General features: G+C 60.3%; 21 protein-coding genes. 17 read left to right on the forward strand and 4 right to left on the reverse strand.

Annotated elements, in window-relative coordinates; genetic code table 11:
• Window positions 1-13 precede the first annotated feature (13 nt).
• Window positions 14-1,732, reverse strand: coding sequence for a C13 family peptidase (locus ACX3YD_RS02680; protein WP_103403428.1), 1,719 nt, complete (start codon window positions 1,730-1,732; stop codon window positions 14-16).
• 113 nt (window positions 1,733-1,845) lie between these two features.
• Complete coding sequence (locus tag ACX3YD_RS02685) at window positions 1,846-2,301, reverse strand: MaoC family dehydratase (RefSeq protein ID WP_103403429.1); 456 nt, start codon at window positions 2,299-2,301, stop codon at window positions 1,846-1,848.
• 194 nt (window positions 2,302-2,495) lie between these two features.
• On the opposite strand from ACX3YD_RS02685, the gene ACX3YD_RS02690 reads away from it, so the two are divergent.
• The 4 genes from ACX3YD_RS02690 (at window position 2,496) to ACX3YD_RS02705 (ending at window position 4,455) form a co-directional block, all read left to right on the forward strand.
• Complete coding sequence (locus ACX3YD_RS02690; protein ID WP_047533756.1) at window positions 2,496-2,861, forward strand: CidA/LrgA family protein; 366 nt, start codon at window positions 2,496-2,498, stop codon at window positions 2,859-2,861.
• Complete coding sequence (locus ACX3YD_RS02695) at window positions 2,858-3,574, forward strand: LrgB family protein (RefSeq protein WP_047533755.1); 717 nt, start codon at window positions 2,858-2,860, stop codon at window positions 3,572-3,574. The genes ACX3YD_RS02690 and ACX3YD_RS02695 overlap by 4 nt, the downstream gene beginning before the upstream one ends.
• 11 nt (window positions 3,575-3,585) lie before the next feature.
• Entirely contained in the window at window positions 3,586-4,176 is a 591-nt protein-coding gene (locus ACX3YD_RS02700; RefSeq protein WP_103403430.1) for an LON peptidase substrate-binding domain-containing protein, read from the forward strand.
• 117 nt (window positions 4,177-4,293) lie between these two features.
• Window positions 4,294-4,455 carry a hypothetical protein gene (locus ACX3YD_RS02705; protein ID WP_158249377.1) on the forward strand — a complete coding sequence of 54 codons (162 nt, stop codon included), beginning with the start codon at window positions 4,294-4,296 and terminating at the stop codon, window positions 4,453-4,455.
• A 61-nt stretch (window positions 4,456-4,516) separates the two neighbouring features.
• Here ACX3YD_RS02705 and ACX3YD_RS02710 read toward each other — a convergent pair whose 3' ends face one another.
• Together ACX3YD_RS02710 and ACX3YD_RS02715 are read right to left on the reverse strand one after the other, a co-directional pair.
• A complete protein-coding gene (locus tag ACX3YD_RS02710; RefSeq protein ID WP_458959219.1) occupies window positions 4,517-5,833 on the reverse strand; it encodes a bifunctional DedA family/phosphatase PAP2 family protein in 1,317 nt (438 codons plus the stop codon).
• 121 nt (window positions 5,834-5,954) lie between these two features.
• Window positions 5,955-6,653 carry a DNA-3-methyladenine glycosylase gene (locus tag ACX3YD_RS02715; RefSeq protein ID WP_458959220.1) on the reverse strand — a complete coding sequence of 233 codons (699 nt, stop codon included), beginning with the start codon at window positions 6,651-6,653 and terminating at the stop codon, window positions 5,955-5,957.
• A 189-nt stretch (window positions 6,654-6,842) separates the two neighbouring features.
• On the opposite strand from ACX3YD_RS02715, the gene ACX3YD_RS02720 reads away from it, so the two are divergent.
• The 13 genes from ACX3YD_RS02720 to ACX3YD_RS02780 all read left to right on the forward strand — a co-directional run bounded on the left by ACX3YD_RS02720 (window position 6,843) and on the right by ACX3YD_RS02780 (window position 19,497).
• Entirely contained in the window at window positions 6,843-8,114 is a 1,272-nt protein-coding gene (locus tag ACX3YD_RS02720) for a glutamate-5-semialdehyde dehydrogenase (RefSeq protein ID WP_103403433.1), read from the forward strand.
• 1 nt (window position 8,115) lies between these two features.
• The gene (gene nadD, locus ACX3YD_RS02725; protein ID WP_161793943.1) at window positions 8,116-8,805 is read left to right on the forward strand and encodes a nicotinate-nucleotide adenylyltransferase; all 690 of its coding nucleotides are present in this window, start codon (window positions 8,116-8,118) and stop codon (window positions 8,803-8,805) included.
• 73 nt (window positions 8,806-8,878) lie between these two features.
• Window positions 8,879-9,373, forward strand: coding sequence for a ribosome silencing factor (gene rsfS, locus ACX3YD_RS02730; RefSeq protein ID WP_047533738.1), 495 nt, complete (start codon window positions 8,879-8,881; stop codon window positions 9,371-9,373).
• Between the two features lie 9 nt (window positions 9,374-9,382).
• The gene (gene rlmH / locus ACX3YD_RS02735; RefSeq protein ID WP_007937439.1) at window positions 9,383-9,850 is read left to right on the forward strand and encodes a 23S rRNA (pseudouridine(1915)-N(3))-methyltransferase RlmH; all 468 of its coding nucleotides are present in this window, start codon (window positions 9,383-9,385) and stop codon (window positions 9,848-9,850) included.
• Window positions 9,851-9,860: 10 nt separating this feature from the next.
• Window positions 9,861-11,756, forward strand: a complete 1,896-nt coding sequence (gene mrdA / locus ACX3YD_RS02740; RefSeq protein ID WP_047533735.1) for a penicillin-binding protein 2 — start codon at window positions 9,861-9,863, stop codon at window positions 11,754-11,756.
• A gap of 31 nt (window positions 11,757-11,787) precedes the next feature.
• A complete protein-coding gene (gene rodA / locus ACX3YD_RS02745) occupies window positions 11,788-12,891 on the forward strand; it encodes a rod shape-determining protein RodA (protein ID WP_090327560.1) in 1,104 nt (367 codons plus the stop codon).
• Window positions 12,892-12,908: 17 nt separating this feature from the next.
• Window positions 12,909-13,919: a lytic murein transglycosylase B gene (mltB, locus tag ACX3YD_RS02750; protein ID WP_090466901.1), complete on the forward strand. Its 1,011-nt coding sequence runs from the start codon at window positions 12,909-12,911 to the stop codon at window positions 13,917-13,919.
• Window positions 13,919-14,926: a septal ring lytic transglycosylase RlpA family protein gene (locus ACX3YD_RS02755; RefSeq protein WP_458959221.1), complete on the forward strand. Its 1,008-nt coding sequence runs from the start codon at window positions 13,919-13,921 to the stop codon at window positions 14,924-14,926. The genes mltB and ACX3YD_RS02755 overlap by 1 nt, the downstream gene beginning before the upstream one ends.
• 259 nt (window positions 14,927-15,185) lie before the next feature.
• Entirely contained in the window at window positions 15,186-16,343 is a 1,158-nt protein-coding gene (locus tag ACX3YD_RS02760) for a D-alanyl-D-alanine carboxypeptidase family protein (protein WP_047533722.1), read from the forward strand.
• Between the two features lie 87 nt (window positions 16,344-16,430).
• Window positions 16,431-16,706 (forward strand): DUF493 domain-containing protein, encoded by a 276-nt coding sequence (locus ACX3YD_RS02765; RefSeq protein ID WP_047533719.1) that lies wholly within the window; start codon window positions 16,431-16,433, stop codon window positions 16,704-16,706.
• Window positions 16,706-17,353, forward strand: a complete 648-nt coding sequence (lipB, locus tag ACX3YD_RS02770; RefSeq protein ID WP_047533716.1) for a lipoyl(octanoyl) transferase LipB — start codon at window positions 16,706-16,708, stop codon at window positions 17,351-17,353. Before ACX3YD_RS02765 ends, lipB begins: the two co-directional genes overlap by 1 nt.
• A 1-nt stretch (window position 17,354) precedes the next feature.
• Window positions 17,355-18,377, forward strand: a complete 1,023-nt coding sequence (gene lipA / locus ACX3YD_RS02775) for a lipoyl synthase (protein ID WP_047533713.1) — start codon at window positions 17,355-17,357, stop codon at window positions 18,375-18,377.
• 169 nt (window positions 18,378-18,546) lie between these two features.
• The gene (locus ACX3YD_RS02780; RefSeq protein ID WP_103403439.1) at window positions 18,547-19,497 is read left to right on the forward strand and encodes a S66 peptidase family protein; all 951 of its coding nucleotides are present in this window, start codon (window positions 18,547-18,549) and stop codon (window positions 19,495-19,497) included.
• Window positions 19,498-19,511: the final 14 nt, after the last annotated feature.

The following is a 19,511-nucleotide window of genomic DNA, read 5'->3' on the forward strand; positions in this document are numbered from 1 at the left end:
GATACCCATCAGCTTAGTTGTTCTTTGTATCCTTGCTTTCAATGGCGGCACTTTGCAGGGCTTTGCGTGCCTGTTGTTTACGTAACAGCTGCCAGTGGGAGAGCACGGTTTTCGGTGCCCAGATCTGCGGTTCGGAGGCTTCGAAGCCATCGGCCAGCTCGCGCTCGGCGACAGTCGCCCTGGCCAGCTTGAAGGCCTGTTCCAGATCATCGGTCTGGTTCAGGGCCTGGGCGAACAGGGCATCGCCGAAGTAAGTGAAGTTGGCTTCTTCCGAACAGCCAAAGGACACGCGGTCAGCCCGCGAGGCGGTCATGATCAGGGTGCGTTCATCCTTGAGGGCAGGGATGAAGCCGCCGGAGTAGCAGGCCGAAATCACGATGACCTTATCGCGGTTTTTCAGTGGTGCCAGGACGGCGGCCAGTTCGTCGGCCGGCAGATCGGCCAGTTCCATGCGCGGCTGGTCGAGCACCAGTTCGTGTTCACTGGTGCCGTGGCTGGTCAGGTAGATGAAAATCAGGTCTTCCGGCCCGCTGCGTTCAGCCAGGGTCACGGCGGCGCGGCGCATGTTTTCCCGGGTGGCCATCGGGCGATCGACGAGGTGGTCGCGATGGTTCACCAAGCGGATCTGGCCAAAGGCGCCGAAGCGGCTGGTGAGCATGTTGGCGACGTAGTCGGATTCGCGCAGGAACACGCTCTGCTTGCCATCGCCGCCGAGGGTCAAGGTGTACAGCTCGACGGCCGGAGTCGAGGCCGGCACATTACTGAGTGCGTCCTCCAGCAGGCGGCCCTGGGCCAGCAGGCCGAGTTCGAGGCTGTCGGGGAGTAATTTGCCATTGGCATCGCGCACGCGCTGGCCGTTGATCCAGGTACCGCTTTGTACCGTGCCGTCCGTCAGCACCAGGGTGCCGCGACCGGAATAGCTGTCGTTGTCGAACTGGCCGATATAGAAACTGCCATCAGGCAGGTTCAGGCGACCTTGGCCGGCAAAGCGCCAGTCGCTGAATTGACCAATGTAATGGCTGCCATCGGCGCCGATCAACTCGCCCTTGCCGTTCAGCGAGCCTTCCTCGAATTGGCCCAGCCAGACGTCGCCGTCGGCGTTTTCGTAGCGGCCCTTGCCGTGCAGTTGATTGTTCTTGAAACCGCCGACATAAATGTCGCCGTCGGCACTGTTGAACGTCCCGTTGCCTTGCAGCTGTCCATCGACGAAGTGCCCGGTGAACTGATTGCCGTTGCCGTCCCCGCGCTGGCCTTCGCCGTTGGGCTTGCCGTGGGCGAACTGGCCCTGGTAGGTGCTGCCATCATCGAGTTCGAGACGGCCAAGCCCTGAATACTGATCGGCTTTGAATTCGCCGCGGTAGGTCATGCCGTTTTCTTTGAGGGTGCCTTCGCCGTCGCGGCGGCCGAGTTTGAAGCTACCGGTGAAGCTGCTGCCATTGGTGGTCAGGCTGCCCTGGCCATCGAACAGCCCTTGCTTGAATTGTCCGCGATAAACCTCGCCGTTGCTGCCGTGCCATTCGCCCTGGCCATGCCATTGGCCTTGGTCGAACTCACCGGCATACCAACTGCCGTTCGGGTAATCGATGCGACCCTGGCCTTGCAGCAGCCCATTGACCAGATCTCCACGATAGCGTCCGCCATCCGGCAGGCGGGCGTCAGGGGGCAGCGGCGATTCGCCGTCGCCGCAAGCGGTGAGCATCAGGGTCAAGGCAAGGAGTGCGAGTGAGCGCATAGCGGGATCCGGGCAATTAGGCGACGGAGTATGCCGCAGCTATGTGACCTTATACAGTCGGTATAAAAGGAGGTGATGCGAAACAGTGCGGCCTGCTTCGCATCCGGGATGGTTTACACGAAGCAGAGCGACAAGGGCTCAGCGATGTACGCCGGCTTGTCCGAGCCTTCGATTTCCAGGGTCGCGGTGGCTTTGAGCAGCCATTGGCCGGGTTTCTTCTCGGTGACTTCGGTCAGGTCGACTTTGAGGCGCACCTTCGAATTGACTTTGACCGGCTGAATGAAGCGCACGCTGTCGAGGCCGTAGTTGACCACCATCTTCAAGCCCTCGGGCATGACGAGGATGTCTTCCATCAGTTTTGGAATCAGCGACAGTGACAGGAAACCGTGGGCGATGGTGCTGCCAAAGGGCGTTTGCGCGGCTTTGACCGGATCGACATGGATGAACTGATAGTCCCCTGTGGCTTCGGCGAACAGGTTGATGCGTTCCTGATCGATGGTGAGCCATTCGGAACGTCCAAGTTCCTTGCCGACATAATCATTGAGCTCTGCAACTGGAACATAGGGCATTGAGACTCTCCTTGGGTTCATCGGTTTTATAGTTTTGAATGGGGGGATTTTTGGCCTCCCGGCTTACCACTTTAGATCAACATGGCAAATTGCTCCGGTCAACCGACCATGCTTTTGGCGAATGCCGGTCTATAGCGCAGGCGTGCTTATAATGCCCGGGCCAATGCGGGTGACGGATTTGCGGGAGATGAAGAATGTTGTTACGTGGCCTGACCTGGCTGGTGCTGTTCCAATTGCTCGGCACCGCGATCAACCATTTGTTTTTGCCAGTGCTGCCGGGGCCGATTGTCGGTCTGCTGCTGTTGTTGGTGTTTCTGATCAGTCGTGGTCAGGTGGGTGAACCGCTGAACCTGGCGGCCAGCAGCCTGTTGCGATATTTGCCCTTGCTGCTGGTGCCGCCGGCGGTGGGCGTGATGGTTTACGCCAAAGACATTGCCGCTGATTTCTGGGCCATCACGGGAGCCTTGGTGTTGTCGCTGCTGCTGTCCATGGCCTTCGCGGGCGTGCTGATGCAGCGCTTGATCAAGCGTCATGCCCACCATCCCGAGGACAACCAATGATCCTTGACTGGTACGGCGCCTGGACGTCGGTGATTCACCATCCATTGTTCGGTATCGGCATTACCCTCGGCGCCTATCAGCTGGTACTGGCCGCATTCGAGAAAACCCGCTGGATCTTTTTGCAGCCGGTGCTGGTCTCCATGTTGCTGGTGATCGGTGTGCTGGTGGGCTGCGGGCTGACCTACGCCGAGTACCGCAAGAGCACCGAAATTCTCAGCATTCTGCTTGGCCCGGCGACGGTCGCGCTGGCCGTCCCGCTTTATCTCAACCTGCGACGGATTCGGCAGTTGTTCTGGCCGATTTTTACTACGCTGGTGATAGGCGGCGTGGTGGCTACAGGCATGGGCGTGCTGTTGGGCTGGTGGTTCGGTGCCGAACACATGATCCTGATGACCATGGCGCCGAAGTCGGTGACTTCGCCGATTGCCATGTTGGTGGCCGAGCAAATCGGCGGTGTCGCGGCGCTGGCGGCGGTGTTCGTGTTGATCACGGGTGTGATCGGGGCGATATTCGGCCCAAGCCTGCTGACCCGGCTCGGTGTCCACAGCCCGGAGGCACGCGGCATGGCACTGGGCATGACCGCCCACGCGGTTGGCACGTCGGTGGCCTTGCAGGAAAGTGAAGAGTGCGGCGCGTTCGCGGCGCTGGCGATGAGTTTGATGGGCGTGGCCACGGCGGTGTTCCTGCCGTTGGCGGTGTCGATAGTGGTTTGAAGGAAATGTCTATGAGTCTGCCGCTTTTTCCGCTGAACACGGTGCTGTTTCCTGGCTGCATCCTCGACTTGCAGATTTTCGAGGCGCGCTACCTGGACATGATCGGTCGCTGCATGAAGCAGGGCGGCGGCTTCGGTGTGGTGTGCATTCTAGACGGCGAAGAAGTCGGCATCGCTCCGGCGGGTTACGCGCTGGTCGGATGCGAGGCGCTGATCACCGACTTCAAGCAGCAGGACAACGGCTTGCTCGGGATTCGAGTCCAGGGCGGTCGGCGATTCCATGTGTTGCGCACTGAGGTTCAGCGCGATCAGTTGACCGTCGCCGAGGTCGAGTGGCTGGAAGATGAGCCTGAACAGCCACTACAGGATGAGGACGCCGATCTGGTGGCCTTGCTCAACGCGCTGGCCGAACACCCGATGGTCGAAGCGCTGAACATGGGCACGGAAGCAACCGGCCAACAGTCGTTGGCCAATCAGTTGGCTTACCTCTTGCCGTTCGCGGAAGTGGACAAGATTGACCTGCTGCAACTCGATGATCCGCAGCAACGACTGGACGCGATTCAGGCGTTGCTGGACGAGTTGCAAGGGGAATTGTTTGCCTGAGCAGCAATTGGCAACGATTCGGTCAGGTTGCCAGCATTGAAGGGCGCCAAGGATTTATTTAGTTTGCGGTTGGTCCACACGAAGTGGCCAATTTCATTACTAAAAGGAATTAAAATCATGACTATCTACACAACCGAACGTGCTGCTTGGGAAGCTGCTGCTGTGGGCTACATGCTTAAACATGCCAGCCTCGGGCAATCTTTTGAGGACACCGCAGCCACGGCAGGTCGGCTTGCTGATGCTCTGATTCTTGAGATGCGCAAGCGTCAAAGTGCTTGATCACTGATGAACTGAATACGGTTCAAAAAAGAACCCCGGCCTGTCAGGCCGGGGTTCTTTTTTAATAGGCATACCGCAGCATTGTGTGCGGCAAATGCCGGATCACGAAGAATGCAAACAGCGCCACCAGCGCCGGCAATACCAGCCACCACACCCTGGGCGGCAGGGCGTTGAGCGAAGTCCGACGCTGACTCAACCACAGGCTCGTCGCGCAGACGCATGCCGCCAGCATCGCCCCGGCCAAAATATCCGTCGGCCAATGCGCGCCGAGGTAGACGCGGGAAAGGGAAATCGCCAGCGCCGGCAGGCATCCCACCAGCAGCCAGGTCAGGCGCATCCGTGGTGGCTGCCCGCGGCCGGCCAGTACGGCGAGGGTCAGGAACAGCGCGAAAGAGCCTGACGCGTGGCCGCTGGGCATGCTGTAGCTGGTCAGTGGGTCGCTGAGCACTTCCGGGCGCACACGGGCGAAAAAATGCTTGGTCAAGGTGTTGGCCAGTGCGGTGCACATCAGCGTGCTGCCGGCGAAAATCGCCGGACGCCATTGCCGGGTGATCAGCAGCAGCCCGACCAGCAAGGCACTGAACAGCAGCATGTTGCGGAATTCGCCAATCAGCGTGAAGACAACGGCCGCTTCATCGAGCATCGGGCTGCGGTGTTCCTGTACCAGGGCCATAACCCCCTGGTCGAGGGCCGTCAGGTACGGATAGCCGATAAACAACCCTGCCAGAATCAGAACACTCATGCCTGCAATGAACATCGTGGCCTTGCGGTGGCGACGCAGGCTGCTGGTCGCGCTCAGTCCCACCATGACTGCAATACTGCCGACGACGATGCCCGCCTGCAGCCAAAAGCCTTCGGGCAACGGCAAGCGAATCGCCGCGCCGGTGGCCCAACCCGGCAGTAGATACGCTACCGACCATCCCGCCGCCGCCAGCAGGCTGACAGCGAAGAAGCGTGGGAATGGCATGTCGAACATCCCGGCGACCATCGGCAGCATGGGCCGCAAGGGGCCAATGAAACGCCCGACCAGCAGGCTGGCAATGCCGTAGCGCTGGAAATATGACTCGGCCCCGGCGATCCACTCCGGGTGATGGCGCAACCCGGGCAGCCGACGGATGTTCTGATGGAAATGCCGTCCCAGGAAATAGGACACGACGTCGCCCAGTACGCCGGCGAGGAAGCCCAGCAATAACGTTTCGCTCAACGACAGCGCACCGCTGCCGGCCAGCACTGCCACGGCGAATAACAAAACCGTGCCGGGGACGATCAGTCCGGCAATCGCCAGGCACTCCACGAAGGCCACGATGAATACTGCTGCTGCCAGCCATTGCGGGTTGACCGTCAACCAGGCCGTCACGCTATCGAGCCATGGGCCCATAAAAAAACTCCATCAAATTCAATTGCGCCCTTTGAGGGCGAACACAATCTACATCGCTACCCGGATGCTCGCGATTGCAGGCTGATAGTCAGCGCGGATGTCGACGGTTATGTCGCCATCGTCAAGTCAGCACAAAATAATCGCGACCTTCGACCTGCCCCCGTCGCAGCGGGTTCCGCGTGCAATGGGCGGCATAGGCCCCATCCACGAAGCGGTACATCAAGTGTTCGTCACGCCCTTGAGGAATGCCCAGGCGCGTGGCCTGGATAATATGGGGAGGGGGCAGACCGACGTCTTCCACCAGAAGCACTTCATGATCAAAGCGCTTTGCATCCCAGACGGGCACCTTCAGTCCCAAGGACTTGCAAAGCAACGTTTGCCCCGCGCACAGCTTCTGCGAGGGGCGAGGTCGGCCTTGGGCGTCGGGGTTGTTCAAGAGCATCTGCGCCAGGCTCGCCGGTCCGCTGACCTCATCGACCCAAGGGTAGGCGGATTTGATCAGCACTGCGTTGCCAGGGCCTTGAGCGCTGAAGTTGAGGGAATCGCCACCACGGGCGTAATACATATAAATGTGGCCGCCATCCAGAAACAAAGCCTTACGCTTTTCTGTGTAACCGAGGGAGGCGTGACTGCCTTTTTCTTCGCAGTAATAGGCTTCTGTTTCGATAATCCGGGCGCTGAGCCACAGGTCGCCGACCCGATGGCGGATGACTTTGCCCAGTAGATCCCGGGCCAGCATTTGGGCGTCACGGTCGAAAAAAGCGTCCGGGAGGCCCTTGGGCAGGCTCGCGGTGGACTCACGAACAGTCAGATTAGTCATGATGAACGGCGTTTATCAGGGCTGATTGAGTCGTGATGATAACAATTTGCAGCTTAATCCCGGCTGAACGTCGGCAAATTGCCCTCCATTTCGACCATCCGCCCGTCACCGCTGTTAGTCGGTGGACGCGACAGCTATAATCTGCCGCTTTACTCTTTACCACGACCTTGGAAAAGACCACGCCAGACCATGACTGAGTCCGTTCTTGACTACATGACCCGCTTGGGGATCGCTGCCCGCGAGGCTTCCCGCGTTATCGGCCGTGCCAGCACCGCGCAGAAAAACCGCGCCTTGCAGGCGGCTGCCAATGCGCTGGATGCTGCCCGCGCCGAGCTGACGGCCGCCAATGAGCTGGACTTGGCAGCCGGCCGCGCCACTGGTCTGGAGCCGGCGCTGCTTGAACGCCTGGCGCTGACCCCTGCGCGTATCGACGGCATGATCGTCGGTCTGCGCCAGGTCGCGGCGTTGCCGGACCCGGTCGGTGCGATCCGCGACATGAGCTATCGGCCTTCGGGTATCCAGGTCGGCAAAATGCGCGTGCCTTTGGGTGTCATCGGGATTATTTACGAATCGCGACCGAACGTGACCATCGACGCCGCCAGCCTGTGCCTGAAGTCTGGCAACGCGACCATCCTGCGTGGCGGCTCCGAGGCCATTCATTCCAATCGTGCCATCGCCGCCTGTATCCAGCGCGGTCTGGCCGAAGCCGATTTGCCGGCGGCGGTGGTGCAAGTGGTCGAAACCACCGATCGTGCCGCCGTAGGCGCGTTAATCACCATGCCGGAATACGTTGATGTCATCGTGCCCCGTGGCGGCCGTGGCCTGATCGAACGGGTCAGCCGCGATGCCCGCGTGCCGGTGATCAAGCATCTGGACGGCATCTGCCACGTTTATGTCAGTGCCCACGCCGACCTGCCGAAAGCCCAGCGTATCGCCTTCAACGCCAAGACTTACCGCTACGGCATTTGCGGTGCGATGGAGACGCTGCTGGTCGACCAAACCGTTGCCCAGGATTTCCTGCCGCCGATGGCTGCCCGGTTCCGCGAAAAAGGCGTCGAGCTGCGCGGTTGCGATCGTACGCGGGCAATCATCGAAGCGCTGCCGGCCACTGAAGAAGACTGGAGCACCGAGTACCTGGCGCCGATCCTGTCGATCCGCGTGGTCGACGGGCTGGAGCAGGCCATCGAGCACATCAACCATTACGGCTCTCACCACACCGATTCGATTGTCAGCGAACACCTGGGCGACACCCGGCGTTTCGTGGCTGAAGTCGACTCGTCGTCGGTGATGATCAACACCCCGACATGCTTCGCCGATGGCTTCGAATACGGATTGGGTGCCGAGATCGGCATTTCTACTGATAAGCTGCACGCCCGCGGCCCGGTCGGCCTCGAAGGTTTGACCTGCGAGAAGTACGTCGTGGTCGGTGATGGACAGCTGCGCGGACAGGAGTCGGTCTGACTTGGGCGACCTCGACCCGTCAGCTCCGGTCACTGGCAGCGAGCCCGCACCTCGCCGTATCGGCATACTGGGCGGAACTTTCGACCCGGTGCACATCGGCCACTTGCGCGGTGCACTGGAAGTCGCCGAATCATTGGCGCTCGATGAGCTGCGTCTGACACCCAGTGCCAGGCCTCCCCATCGGGATACGCCGCAGGTATCGGCGAAAGACCGTCTGGCGATGGTCGAGTGCGCGGTGGCCGGTGTGGCGCCGTTGGTGGTGGACGCCCGCGAATTGCAGCGGGACAAACCGTCCTACACCATTGATACCCTGGAACTGATGCGTGCCGAACTGGCCGCGGATGACCAGGTTTTTCTGCTTTTGGGCTGGGACGCTTTTTGCGGCCTGCCCACTTGGCACCGCTGGGAAGAGTTGCTCCAGCATTGCCATATCCTGGTGTTGCAACGCCCGGATGCCGACAGCGAACCGCCGGATGCCTTGCGCAACCTGCTGGCAGCGCGTTCGGTGAGCGACCCGCTGGCCCTCAAAGGGCCGAGCGGACAGATTGCATTCGTCTGGCAGACACCGCTCGCGGTATCCGCCACCCAGATCCGTCAACTGCTGGCCAGCGGTAAGTCGGTACGTTTCCTGGTGCCCGACGCGGTCCTGGCCTACATCGATGCGCACGGACTTTACCGTGCGTCGAACTGAATAGGAGTGCCTCAAGGCACGTAGCAACAACGTGTATTGAAGCGCCCGAACATACGAGCAAAACGAGTTTTATATGACTGACAAAGACCAAACCAAAGTAAAGCGCAAAGGCACGTTCAAGAGCGCTCCGCTGCCAGTACCGGCAGCAACCGGCGTGGTTCTCGCCGGCGAAGAGCTGGTCAAGGTTGCCGTGGCGGCCCTGGAAGATGTGAAGGCCCAGGACATTCAGGTGATCGACGTTCGTGAAAAGCAGAGCATCACTGACTTCATGATCATCGCTACCGGTACGTCCAATCGCCAGATCGGCGCGATGCTCGACAAGGTCCGCGAAGCGGTCAAGGCCCAGGGCGTCAAGCCACTGGGTGAGGAAGGCAAGGGCGACAGCGACTGGGTCCTGCTGGATATGGACGATGTCATTGTGCACATGATGACGGCCTCCGCTCGCCAGTTCTACGACCTGGAACGCTTGTGGGCCGGTGCCGAACAGAGCCGTTCGGCCAGCGCGGCTCACCACAGCCCTGAAAATACCCACGAGCACTTCACCAAGCTCAACAAAGACCAGGAATAAGGGCCCGCTGTGCGACTGCGACTGATCGCCGTCGGTTCACGCATGCCCAAATGGGTGGAAGAGGGCTGGCATGAATATGCCAAGCGTCTTCCGTCCGAGCTGGCGCTTGAACTGGTGGAAATTCCGCTCAACACCCGTGGCAAGAACGCCGACGTGGCCCGCTTCATCCGTCAGGAAGGCGAAGCCATGCTGGCCAAGGTCGGGCCGAACGAACGTGTTGTCACCCTCGAAGTCCACGGCAAGCCCTGGAGTACCGAGCAGCTGGCGGTCGAGCTCGATCGCTGGCGGCTGGACTCGCGCACGGTGAACTTCATGGTCGGTGGCCCCGAGGGGCTGGCGCCTGAAGTCTGTGCCCGTGCCGATCAGCGCTGGTCGCTATCGCCGTTGACGTTGCCGCACCCGCTGGTGCGAATTCTGATCGGCGAACAGCTGTATCGTGCCTGGACCGTGTTGTCCGGCCACCCTTACCACAAGTAGTTCTGCCCTCATGTCTCAGCCGATCCGCATCAAGGACCACGAAAAAGACGCCCGTCTGGTGCGTGGCCGTGTCGTGTTCGGGGCCATTGCGGTCGTGACGCTGATCGGCGTGCTGATCGCGCGGCTGTATTTCCTTCAGGTGATCCAGTACGAGTACCACTCGACCCTGTCGGAAAACAACCGCGTCCACGTGCAGCCGATTCCGCCACCCCGTGGGTTGATTTACGACCGCAACGGTGTGGTCATTGCCGACAACCGGCCCAGCTTCAGTCTGAGCATGACCCGCGAGCGCTCTGGCGATTGGCAGCAAGTGCTCGATGTGATCGTTCAGGTGCTGGAACTGACGCCCGAGGACCGGGTGATTTTTGAAAAGCGCATGCGCCAGGGGCGTCGGCCGTTCGAGCCGGTGCCGATCATGTTCGAATTGACCGAGGAGCAAATCGCTCGGATCGCCGTCAACCAGTTCCGCCTGCCCGGTGTGGAAGTGGTCGCGCAACTGGTTCGTCACTATCCCCAGGGCGCGCACTTTGCGCACTCGGTGGGCTATATGGGGCGGATCAACGAGAAAGAGCTCAAATCTCTGGATCCGGTGAGTTACAGCGGTACCCATCAAATCGGCAAAACCGGCATCGAGCGCTTCTACGAGCCTGAACTGCACGGTCAGGTCGGGTATGAGGAAGTCGAGACCAACGCTCGGGGCCGCGTATTGCGGGTACTCAAGCGCACCGATCCGATTCCCGGCAAGGACATCGTCCTGAGCCTGGACATCAAATTGCAGGAAGCCGCCGAAGCCGCGCTCGGCGGTCGTCGTGGCGCGGTGGTGGCACTGGACCCGAAAACCGGTGAAGTGCTGGCGATGGTCAGCCAGCCGAGCTTCGACCCGAACCTGTTCGTCACCGGCATCAGCTTCAAGGCTTATTCCGAGTTGCGCGACTCCATCGACCGGCCGCTGTTCAACCGCGTGCTGCGCGGTCTGTATCCACCGGGTTCGACCATCAAGCCGGCGGTGGCGATTGCCGGCCTGGATTCGGGGGTGGTCACGGCCTCGACGCGGGTTTTCGACCCCGGTTACTACATGTTGCCCAACTACGACCACAAATACCGCAACTGGAACCGCACCGGGGACGGCTTTGTCGACCTCGATACGGCGATCATGCGCTCCAACGACACCTACTTCTATGACCTGGCCCACAAGCTGGGGATCGATCGATTGTCCTCGTATTTGAGCAAGTTCGGCATCGGTCAGAAGGTCTCGCTGGACATGTTCGAAGAGTCTCCGGGATTGATGCCTACGCGCGAGTGGAAGCGTGCAACGCGCCGCCAGGCATGGTTCCCGGGCGAAACACTGATTCTCGGGATCGGCCAGGGCTATATGCAGTCGACCCCGTTGCAACTGGCCCAGGCCACCGCGCTGGTGGCCAACAAAGGCGTCTGGAACCGTCCGCACCTGGCCAAGACCATTGAAGGCCAGAAACCGTTGGATCCCAACCCGATGCCGGACATCGTCCTGCGTGACCCGTCCGACTGGAACAAGGTCAACCACGGCATGCAGCAAGTGATGCACGGCGCCCGTGGCACGGCGCGCAAAGCCTCGATCGGTGCGCAGTACCGGATCGCCGGCAAGAGTGGTACGGCCCAGGTGGTCGCGATCAAACAGGGTGAAAAGTATGACCGCTCCAAGGTTCAGGAACGCCATCGCGACCACGCCTTGTTCGTTGGCTTCGCGCCGGCCGATGATCCGAAAATCGTGGTGTCGGTGATGGTCGAGAACGGCGAATCCGGTTCCGGTGTCGCCGCGCCGGTGGTGCGTCAGGTCATGGACGCCTGGCTGCTGGATAAGGATGGTCGTCTCAAAGCCGAATACGCCAGCCCTAACAGCGCGGAGGCTACCGCCCGTGATGAATAATTTTGATCGCATGCTCTCCAGCGAGGATGTGATGCGTCGTCGTGCGACGCTGCTGCAGCGCCTGCACATTGATGGCCCGCTGCTGATTTTGCTCCTGACCCTCGCCGCCGGCAGCCTGTTCGTGCTGTATTCGGCCAGTGGCAAGAGTTGGGATCTGCTGGCCAAACAGGCGACCTCGTTTGGCATCGGTCTGGTGTCGATGATCGTCATTGCCCAGTTCGAGCCGCGCTTCATGGCCCGCTGGGTGCCGGTCGGTTATGTGCTCGGCGTGCTTTTGCTGGTGGTGGTGGACGTCATGGGCCACAACGCCATGGGCGCCACGCGCTGGATCAACATCCCGGGGGTGATTCGCTTCCAGCCTTCGGAGTTCATGAAAATCCTGATGCCGGCGACCATCGCCTGGTACCTGTCCAAGCGCACGTTGCCGCCGCAGCTCAAGCATGTGGGCGTCAGTCTGTTTCTGATCGGCTTGCCCTTCATCCTGATCGTCCGGCAGCCGGACCTGGGCACTTCGCTGTTGATTCTGGCCGGTGGCGCCTTCGTGCTGTTCATGGGCGGGCTGCGCTGGCGCTGGATTCTCAGCGTGCTGGCCGCCGCCGTGCCGGTGGCCGTGGCAATGTGGTTCTTCATCATGCACGACTACCAGAAGCAGCGGATCCTGACCTTCCTCGACCCGGAAAGCGATCCGCTGGGCACCGGCTGGAACATCATTCAGTCCAAGGCCGCCATTGGTTCCGGCGGTGTGTTCGGCAAGGGCTGGTTGCTGGGCACCCAGTCGCACCTGGACTTCCTGCCGGAGAGCCACACCGACTTCATCATCGCGGTCATGGGTGAGGAGTTCGGCCTGGTGGGCATCTGCGCGCTGCTGCTGATCTACCTGCTGTTGATCGGTCGAGGGCTGGTGATTACCGCCCAGGCCCAGACATTGTTCGGCAAATTGCTGGCCGGCAGCCTGACCATGACGTTTTTTGTATATGTTTTCGTCAACATCGGTATGGTCAGTGGCCTGTTGCCGGTGGTGGGGGTGCCGTTGCCGTTCATTAGCTACGGAGGAACTTCGCTGGTGACGTTGCTGTCAGCGTTTGGGGTTTTGATGTCGATCCATACCCATCGCAAGTGGATCGCGCAGGTTTGAATAAGGTGAAGATTTCAATGCAAGTAATGCATGGCTGGGCGACTCGATACGCGTCGTGGGTTGGCCTGGTAAGCATCCTTGGCACTGCGCAGGAAGCGTTGGCCGGCGATTACGAAGGTTCACCCCAGGTGGCCGAATTCGTCGGTGAGATGACCCGCGATTACGGCTTCGCCGGCGAGCAGCTGATGGGCGTGTTCCGTGAAGCCGAGCGCAAGCAGTCAATTCTGGACGCGATTTCGAAACCCGCCGAGCGGGTCAAGCAGTGGAGCGAATATCGCCCGATGTTCATCACCGATGCGCGCATTGCCCGCGGTGTCGACTTCTGGCGTCAGCACGAGGCGGTGCTGGCCCGTGCCGAGCAGGAATATGGCGTGCCGGCTCAGGTGATTGTGTCGATCATCGGCGTTGAGACCTTTTTCGGACGCAATACCGGTAATTTCCGGGTAATCGATGCCTTGTCGACCCTGGGTTTCGACTATCCTCCCCGTGCCGAATTTTTCCGCAAGGAATTGCGTGAATTCCTGCTGCTGGCCCGGGAAGAGCAGGTCGATCCATTGACCCTCAAAGGTTCCTACGCCGGTGCCATGGGCTTGCCGCAGTTCATGCCGAGCAGCTTTCGCGCCTATGCGGTGGACTTCGACGGTGACGGGCACATCAATATCTGGACCAACCCGGACGACGCCATCGGTAGCGTCGCCAGTTACTTCAAGCGTCATGGCTGGGTAGCCGGGGAGCCTGTGGTCAGTCGCGCCGATGTCCGGGGTGATCAGGTGGACGATGGTTTGACCACTGGCATCGAACCGACGAAAACCGTCGGAGAGTTGCGGGCCCTGGGCTGGTCAAGTCATGATGCGCTGCGCGATGATATGCCGGTTACCGCGTTCCGCCTGGAAGGCGACAATGGCCCTGAATACTGGATGGGCCTGAAGAATTTTTACGCAATCACGCGTTATAACCGCAGCGTGATGTACGCCATGGCCGTACATCAACTGTCAGAACAGCTGGTCCAAGCACGGGGCGTCAAGTAATGCGGGCATTGCCTATGAATAAACCCCTGAAGCTGATGGCATTCGTCGCGTTGGCGGTGCTGGTCGCCAGTTGTTCGACCAGTCGCTCGCCCGGCCAGAAGTCCTCCACCGCCGTGCGTTCGGCACCGGGGCTGGACATCAACCGCGCCCACAAGGATGGCGCGCCGTGGTGGGATGTCGATGTGTCGCGCATCCCCGATGCCACGCCGACCCTGCACACAGGTCCCTACAAGGCCAACCCGTACACGGTGCTCGGAAAAACCTATTTCCCGCTGCAGGATTCCAAGACGTACGTTGCTTCGGGCACGGCGTCCTGGTACGGCACCAAGTTCCATGGTCAGAACACCGCCAACGGCGAAGTCTATGACCTGTATGGCATGAGTGCCGCGCACAAGACTTTGCCACTGCCAAGTTACGTTCGGGTGACCAACCTGGACAATAACAAGAGCGTGATCCTGCGGGTCAATGACCGCGGGCCGTTCTACTCTGACCGGATCATCGACTTGTCCTACGCCGCAGCCAAAAAGCTGGGCTATGCCGAAATCGGCACCGCGCGAGTCAAGGTGGAAGGGATCGACCCGCAACAATGGTGGGCCGCCAAGGGCCGACCGGCGCCCTTGATGCTCAACGAGCCGCAAGTTGCACAGAGTAGTGCCCCGGTCATTACGGCGTCGGCCGGTACCGTCGAGCAATGGACACCGCCACCACAGCAGCACGCTGCCGCCGTTGTGCCTGTTCAGATCGATACTAAAAAAAACGCTTCTGCACCAGCCTCTGGCCAGTATCTGCAGGTGGGCGCGTTCGCCAACCCGGACGCTGCGGAGCTCCTGAGGTCGAAACTCAGCGGGATGGTGAGCACCCCGGTGTTCATCAGCTCGATCGTACGCAATCAACAGACGCTGCATCGGGTTCGACTGGGGCCAATCGGTACGCCGGGTGAAATCCAGCAAGTGCAGAACAGCGTGCGTCTGGCCAATCTTGGTTCGCCGAGTGTGGTCACGGAGTAATACGTAGGACTTGATTGACGGTTCACTTGCAGTCGGGAGTGAACCAGGTTGTTGGCTCGTCGAGAACAAAAGCCCGGCAAAGGGTGACTGGAGTGAGCAACTGAATACGCGATGACTCGTAGGGTTTGTTCGAAAACTCGCCGAGCGGTGGTCACGCAAGCAGCGTGATCGTCGCACAGGCCGTTCGAGGGCAAAGCCTGAAGGTTATTTGATTAGTTTTGCCCTTGGGCAAGTTTCCATTAGCGATTTCGAGAGACGGATGAACATCACCACCTTTGCCAAACGCCTGTGCCTTCTAGTCCCGCTGCTCCTCTCGCCTGCCGCGTTCGCGGCCGAGATGATGCCGTCGCCACCGCAACTGGCCGCCAAGGCCTACGTGCTCATGGACGCCAGCAGCGGCAACGTGCTGGTCGAGAACAATGGTGACCAGCGCCTGCCGCCAGCCAGCCTGACCAAGCTGATGACCGCCTACATCGCGACCCTGGAAATCCGTCGTGGCCAGATCGGCGAAAACGATCCGGTGACCGTCAGTGAAAACGCCTGGCGCACCGGCGGTTCCCGGATGTTCATCAAGGTCGGCTCGCAAGTCACTGTCAGCGACCTGCTGCACGGCATCATCATTCAGTCGGGCAACGACGCCAGCGTTGCGCTCTCCGAGCACATCGCCGGCAGCGAAGACGCGTTCGCCGACCTGATGAACAAAACCGTAGCCGATCTGGGCATGAGCAACACCCACTTCATGAACCCGACCGGCCTTCCTAACCCTGAGCACTACTCGTCGGCTCACGACATGGCGGTGCTGGCTCGCGCGATCATCCACGAAGACCCGGCCCACTACGCGATCTACTCGCAGAAAGAGTTCTTCTGGAACGGCATCAAGCAACCGAACCGCAACCTGCTGCTGTGGCGCGACAAGACCGTTGACGGTCTGAAAACCGGCCACACCGATGAAGCAGGCTACTGCATGGTGTCTTCGGCCGTGCGTGATGGCATGCGTCTGATCGCCGTGGTGTTCGGCACCAACAGTGAAGTGGCTCGCGCCGCCGAGACTCAGAAACTGCTGACTTACGGTTTCCGTTTCTTCGAAACCCAGACCTTCTATCAGAAAGGCGCCGAGCTGGCTCAGGCTCCTGTCTGGAAAGGCTCGACCAACCAGGTCAAGGCCGGTCTGGCTGAAGACCTGACCATGACCTTGCCGAAAGGCCAGCTGAAAAAGCTCGCTGCCAGCATGACCATGAACCCGCAACTGGTTGCGCCAATCGCCAAGGGCGACGTGATCGGTAAAGTCGAAGTGAAACTGGACGACAAGGTCGTGCACAGCGCTGATCTGATCGCTCTGGACGCCGTCGAGGAAGGTGGTATCTTCCGCCGCATGTGGGATAGCATCCGTCTATTCTTCTACAGCCTGTTCAACTGAATTTAGTGTGCACCTGCAAGGCTCCGCGCTGATCCAGCCCGGAGCCTTGCCCGTCGCCACGGCTTACGCTTACGAGGCCGTTACGCCATGACCGATACTGAAGTAAAGGCGCCAAAGATCGAATTCCCCAACGTTGATTACCCGGTTAAGGTGATCAGCGATACTGGCGTGGGCAACAAAGACAGGATCATCGAGATCGTCAGGAAACACGCGACGATCAACGATGAGCGTGTGGATGAGCGTCAAAGCACCAACGGTAAATACACCACGATTCAGTTGCACATCGTCGCCACCGATCAGGATCAGCTGTACAACATCAACAGCGAACTGCGGGCTACCGGCTTCGTGCACATGGTGCTGTGATGCCTGGCACGCTGGGCTTTCGCGAACTCGGCCAGATGGCTTACGAACCGGTCTGGCATGCCATGCAACGCTTCACCAACGAACGCGGCAGCGATGCCGCCGACGAAATCTGGCTGGTAGAGCACCCGCCGGTGTTCACCCAGGGCCAGGCCGGCAAGGCCGAACACCTGTTGCTGCCGGGAGATATTCCGGTGGTGCAGGTTGACCGTGGTGGCCAGGTGACGTATCACGGCCCCGGGCAATTGGTGGCCTACCTGCTGCTGGACGTGCGCAAGCTGGGTTTCGGTGTCCGTGACCTGGTGACCCGCATGGAGACGTGCCTGATCGAGCTGCTCGCCAGTTATGGCGTGACGGCTGCGGCCAAGCCGGATGCGCCGGGTGTCTACGTCGACGGAGCGAAAATCGCATCCCTGGGTCTGCGGATCCGCCACGGTTGTTCCTTTCATGGCCTGGCCTTGAACGTGGACATGAACCTGGAACCGTTTCGACGGATTAATCCCTGCGGCTACGCCGGGCTGGCGATGACCCAGCTGAGCGATCACGCAGGATCGATTGAATTTGCCGAGGTAAGTGCCCGGCTGCGCGCGCAGCTCGTCAAACACCTCGACTATGCTGAGCAGACGACCCTAACGGGCGGAATCGACTGATATGACTACTGATGCAGTGCAAACCATGATCCCGACGCAGGATGTCACTGATCGTCCGGCCCCGCGTGCCAAGGTTGAAGCCGGCGTAAAGCTGCGCGGCGCCGAGAAGGTTGCACGCATTCCGGTAAAGATCATTCCGACCACCGAGCTGCCGAAAAAGCCTGACTGGATTCGCGTGCGTATCCCGGTATCCCCGGAGGTCGACCGCATCAAGGCCCTGTTGCGCAAACACAAGCTGCACAGCGTGTGTGAAGAGGCCTCCTGCCCGAACCTGGGCGAGTGCTTCTCCGGTGGTACCGCGACCTTCATGATCATGGGTGACATCTGCACCCGTCGCTGCCCGTTCTGCGATGTGGGTCATGGTCGTCCGAAGCCACTGGACGTCAATGAGCCGGAAAGCCTGGCCATCGCCATCGCTGACTTGCGTCTCAAATACGTGGTGATCACCTCGGTAGACCGTGACGACCTGCGTGACGGCGGTGCCCAGCACTTTGCCGACTGCATCCGTGAAATCCGCAAACTGTCGCCAAACGTTCAGCTCGAAACCCTGGTGCCGGACTACCGTGGCCGCATGGACATCGCGCTGGAAATCACCGCGGCCGAGCCGCCGGATGTGTTCAACCACAACCTGGAAACCGTGCCGCGCCTCTACAAGGCTGCGCGTCCGGGGTCGGACTACCAGTGGTCGTTGACCCTGCTGCAGCGCTTCAAGCAGATGATGCCGCACATTCCGACCAAGTCAGGCCTGATGCTGGGCCTGGGCGAAACCGATGAAGAAGTCATCGAAGTCATGAAGCGCATGCGCGAACACGACATCGACATGTTGACCCTGGGCCAGTATCTGCAACCGTCCCGCAGCCACTTGCCGGTGCAGCGTTTCGTGCACCCGGACACCTTCGCCTGGTTCGCCGAGGAAGGTTACAAGATGGGCTTCAAGAACGTCGCTTCCGGTCCGCTGGTTCGCTCCTCGTACCACGCCGACGAGCAGGCGAAGCTGGTCAAGGCCGAGTTGATGTCGTCCTGATGCGCTGAAGACAGGAAAACGCCCGCCAGGCATTGAGCCAGGCGGGCATTTTTTTGTCCTGCCCACGCCCATCACCGATTTCTCCTGCAACCTGCGGGCAAAGAAGCCTCTTCTGTTTGTGCCCATTCCTGACTACTGTGTGTTGAGGATTTCACGCAGGGAGATATGGATGACAGTTCCACCGACCCACACTCTTTGTCCAAATGCTCCCGTTCCGGCATTGCCGATGGAAGGGCTGATTGGCGTCATTGCGCCTGCCGGTCCCGCTGCGCTGGACACCCACAAGGCCGTACAGTGGATGCGCGCCCGAGGCTATTCGCTCAAAGTGTTTCCCGGCGTCTACGAAAAGGAAGGCTACCTGGCCGGTAGCGATGAGGTGCGGCTGAACGATTTGCATGCGGCATTTGCCGATCCTGAAGTCGACGCCATCATCTGCCTGCGAGGTGGTTACGGCACGCCACGCTTGCTTGACCGTATCGATTTCGAGCTGCTGCGCAATAACGCCAAGCCATTCATCGGTTATAGCGACATTACTGCGTTGCATCTGGCGATCAGTCGCCATGCAGGGTTTGTGACGTTCCATGGTCCACTGCTCAACGCCGACCTGCTCGGCAAACGACAACAACCCACCGAGTCTTCGTTCCTCAACATGTTGCGCGGCCATTTGAAGGCGGGCAGCGTGCTCGCGCATCCCGAGGCCTACCCATTGACCACGATCGCGCCTGGCATCGCTCACGGGCGTTTGCTGGGTGGGAACCTGTCGATGATCGCCGCGACCATGGGCACGCCTTACGAGATCGACGCCGAGGGTGTCATCCTGTTTATCGAAGACATCAATGAACCGCTGTATCGCATCGATCGATTGCTGACTCATCTGCGACTCGCCGGGACGCTGCGCAAGCTGCGTGGCGTTCTGGTCGGGGACGTGGCGGGGGTCGATGTGTCCTCCCTGGATCGATTGCTCAAGCAAGCGTTCGAGCCATTTCGGATTCCGGTGCTATCCGGGTGGCGCAGCGGGCATTGTGACCCGAATTTGACGTTGCCCATGGGCGCGCTGGTCAGGCTGAATGCGGGCAGGCAAGAGCTGCTGCTGGAACAGGATGTGGTGATCAGGCGCTAGAACGTCACGGCCTG

This window comes from Pseudomonas fluorescens group sp. PF-1 (genome assembly GCF_054481335.1).

Bases quoted from the DNA above. Each gene is read 5' to 3' on its own strand.
- ACX3YD_RS02765 (WP_047533719.1), top strand. From the start codon at position 16,431: ATGACCGATACTGAAGTAAAGGCGCCAAAGATCGAATTCCCCAACGTT.
- ACX3YD_RS02680 (WP_103403428.1), bottom strand. From the start codon at position 1,732: ATGCGCTCACTCGCACTCCTTGCCTTGACCCTGATGCTCACCGCTTGC.
- ACX3YD_RS02705 (WP_158249377.1), top strand. From the start codon at position 4,294: ATGACTATCTACACAACCGAACGTGCTGCTTGGGAAGCTGCTGCTGTG.
- ACX3YD_RS02700 (WP_103403430.1), top strand. From the start codon at position 3,586: ATGAGTCTGCCGCTTTTTCCGCTGAACACGGTGCTGTTTCCTGGCTGC.
- ACX3YD_RS02690 (WP_047533756.1), top strand. From the start codon at position 2,496: ATGTTGTTACGTGGCCTGACCTGGCTGGTGCTGTTCCAATTGCTCGGC.
- ACX3YD_RS02755 (WP_458959221.1), top strand. From the start codon at position 13,919: ATGCGGGCATTGCCTATGAATAAACCCCTGAAGCTGATGGCATTCGTC.
- ACX3YD_RS02780 (WP_103403439.1), top strand. From the start codon at position 18,547: ATGACAGTTCCACCGACCCACACTCTTTGTCCAAATGCTCCCGTTCCG.
- ACX3YD_RS02710 (WP_458959219.1), bottom strand. From the start codon at position 5,833: ATGGGCCCATGGCTCGATAGCGTGACGGCCTGGTTGACGGTCAACCCG.
- ACX3YD_RS02720 (WP_103403433.1), top strand. From the start codon at position 6,843: ATGACTGAGTCCGTTCTTGACTACATGACCCGCTTGGGGATCGCTGCC.
- ACX3YD_RS02760 (WP_047533722.1), top strand. From the start codon at position 15,186: ATGAACATCACCACCTTTGCCAAACGCCTGTGCCTTCTAGTCCCGCTG.
- ACX3YD_RS02715 (WP_458959220.1), bottom strand. From the start codon at position 6,653: ATGACTAATCTGACTGTTCGTGAGTCCACCGCGAGCCTGCCCAAGGGC.
- ACX3YD_RS02685 (WP_103403429.1), bottom strand. From the start codon at position 2,301: ATGCCCTATGTTCCAGTTGCAGAGCTCAATGATTATGTCGGCAAGGAA.
- mltB (WP_090466901.1), top strand. From the start codon at position 12,909: ATGCAAGTAATGCATGGCTGGGCGACTCGATACGCGTCGTGGGTTGGC.
- lipA (WP_047533713.1), top strand. From the start codon at position 17,355: ATGACTACTGATGCAGTGCAAACCATGATCCCGACGCAGGATGTCACT.
- rsfS (WP_047533738.1), top strand. From the start codon at position 8,879: ATGACTGACAAAGACCAAACCAAAGTAAAGCGCAAAGGCACGTTCAAG.
- mrdA (WP_047533735.1), top strand. From the start codon at position 9,861: ATGTCTCAGCCGATCCGCATCAAGGACCACGAAAAAGACGCCCGTCTG.
- rodA (WP_090327560.1), top strand. From the start codon at position 11,788: ATGCGTCGTCGTGCGACGCTGCTGCAGCGCCTGCACATTGATGGCCCG.
- ACX3YD_RS02695 (WP_047533755.1), top strand. From the start codon at position 2,858: ATGATCCTTGACTGGTACGGCGCCTGGACGTCGGTGATTCACCATCCA.
- lipB (WP_047533716.1), top strand. From the start codon at position 16,706: ATGCCTGGCACGCTGGGCTTTCGCGAACTCGGCCAGATGGCTTACGAA.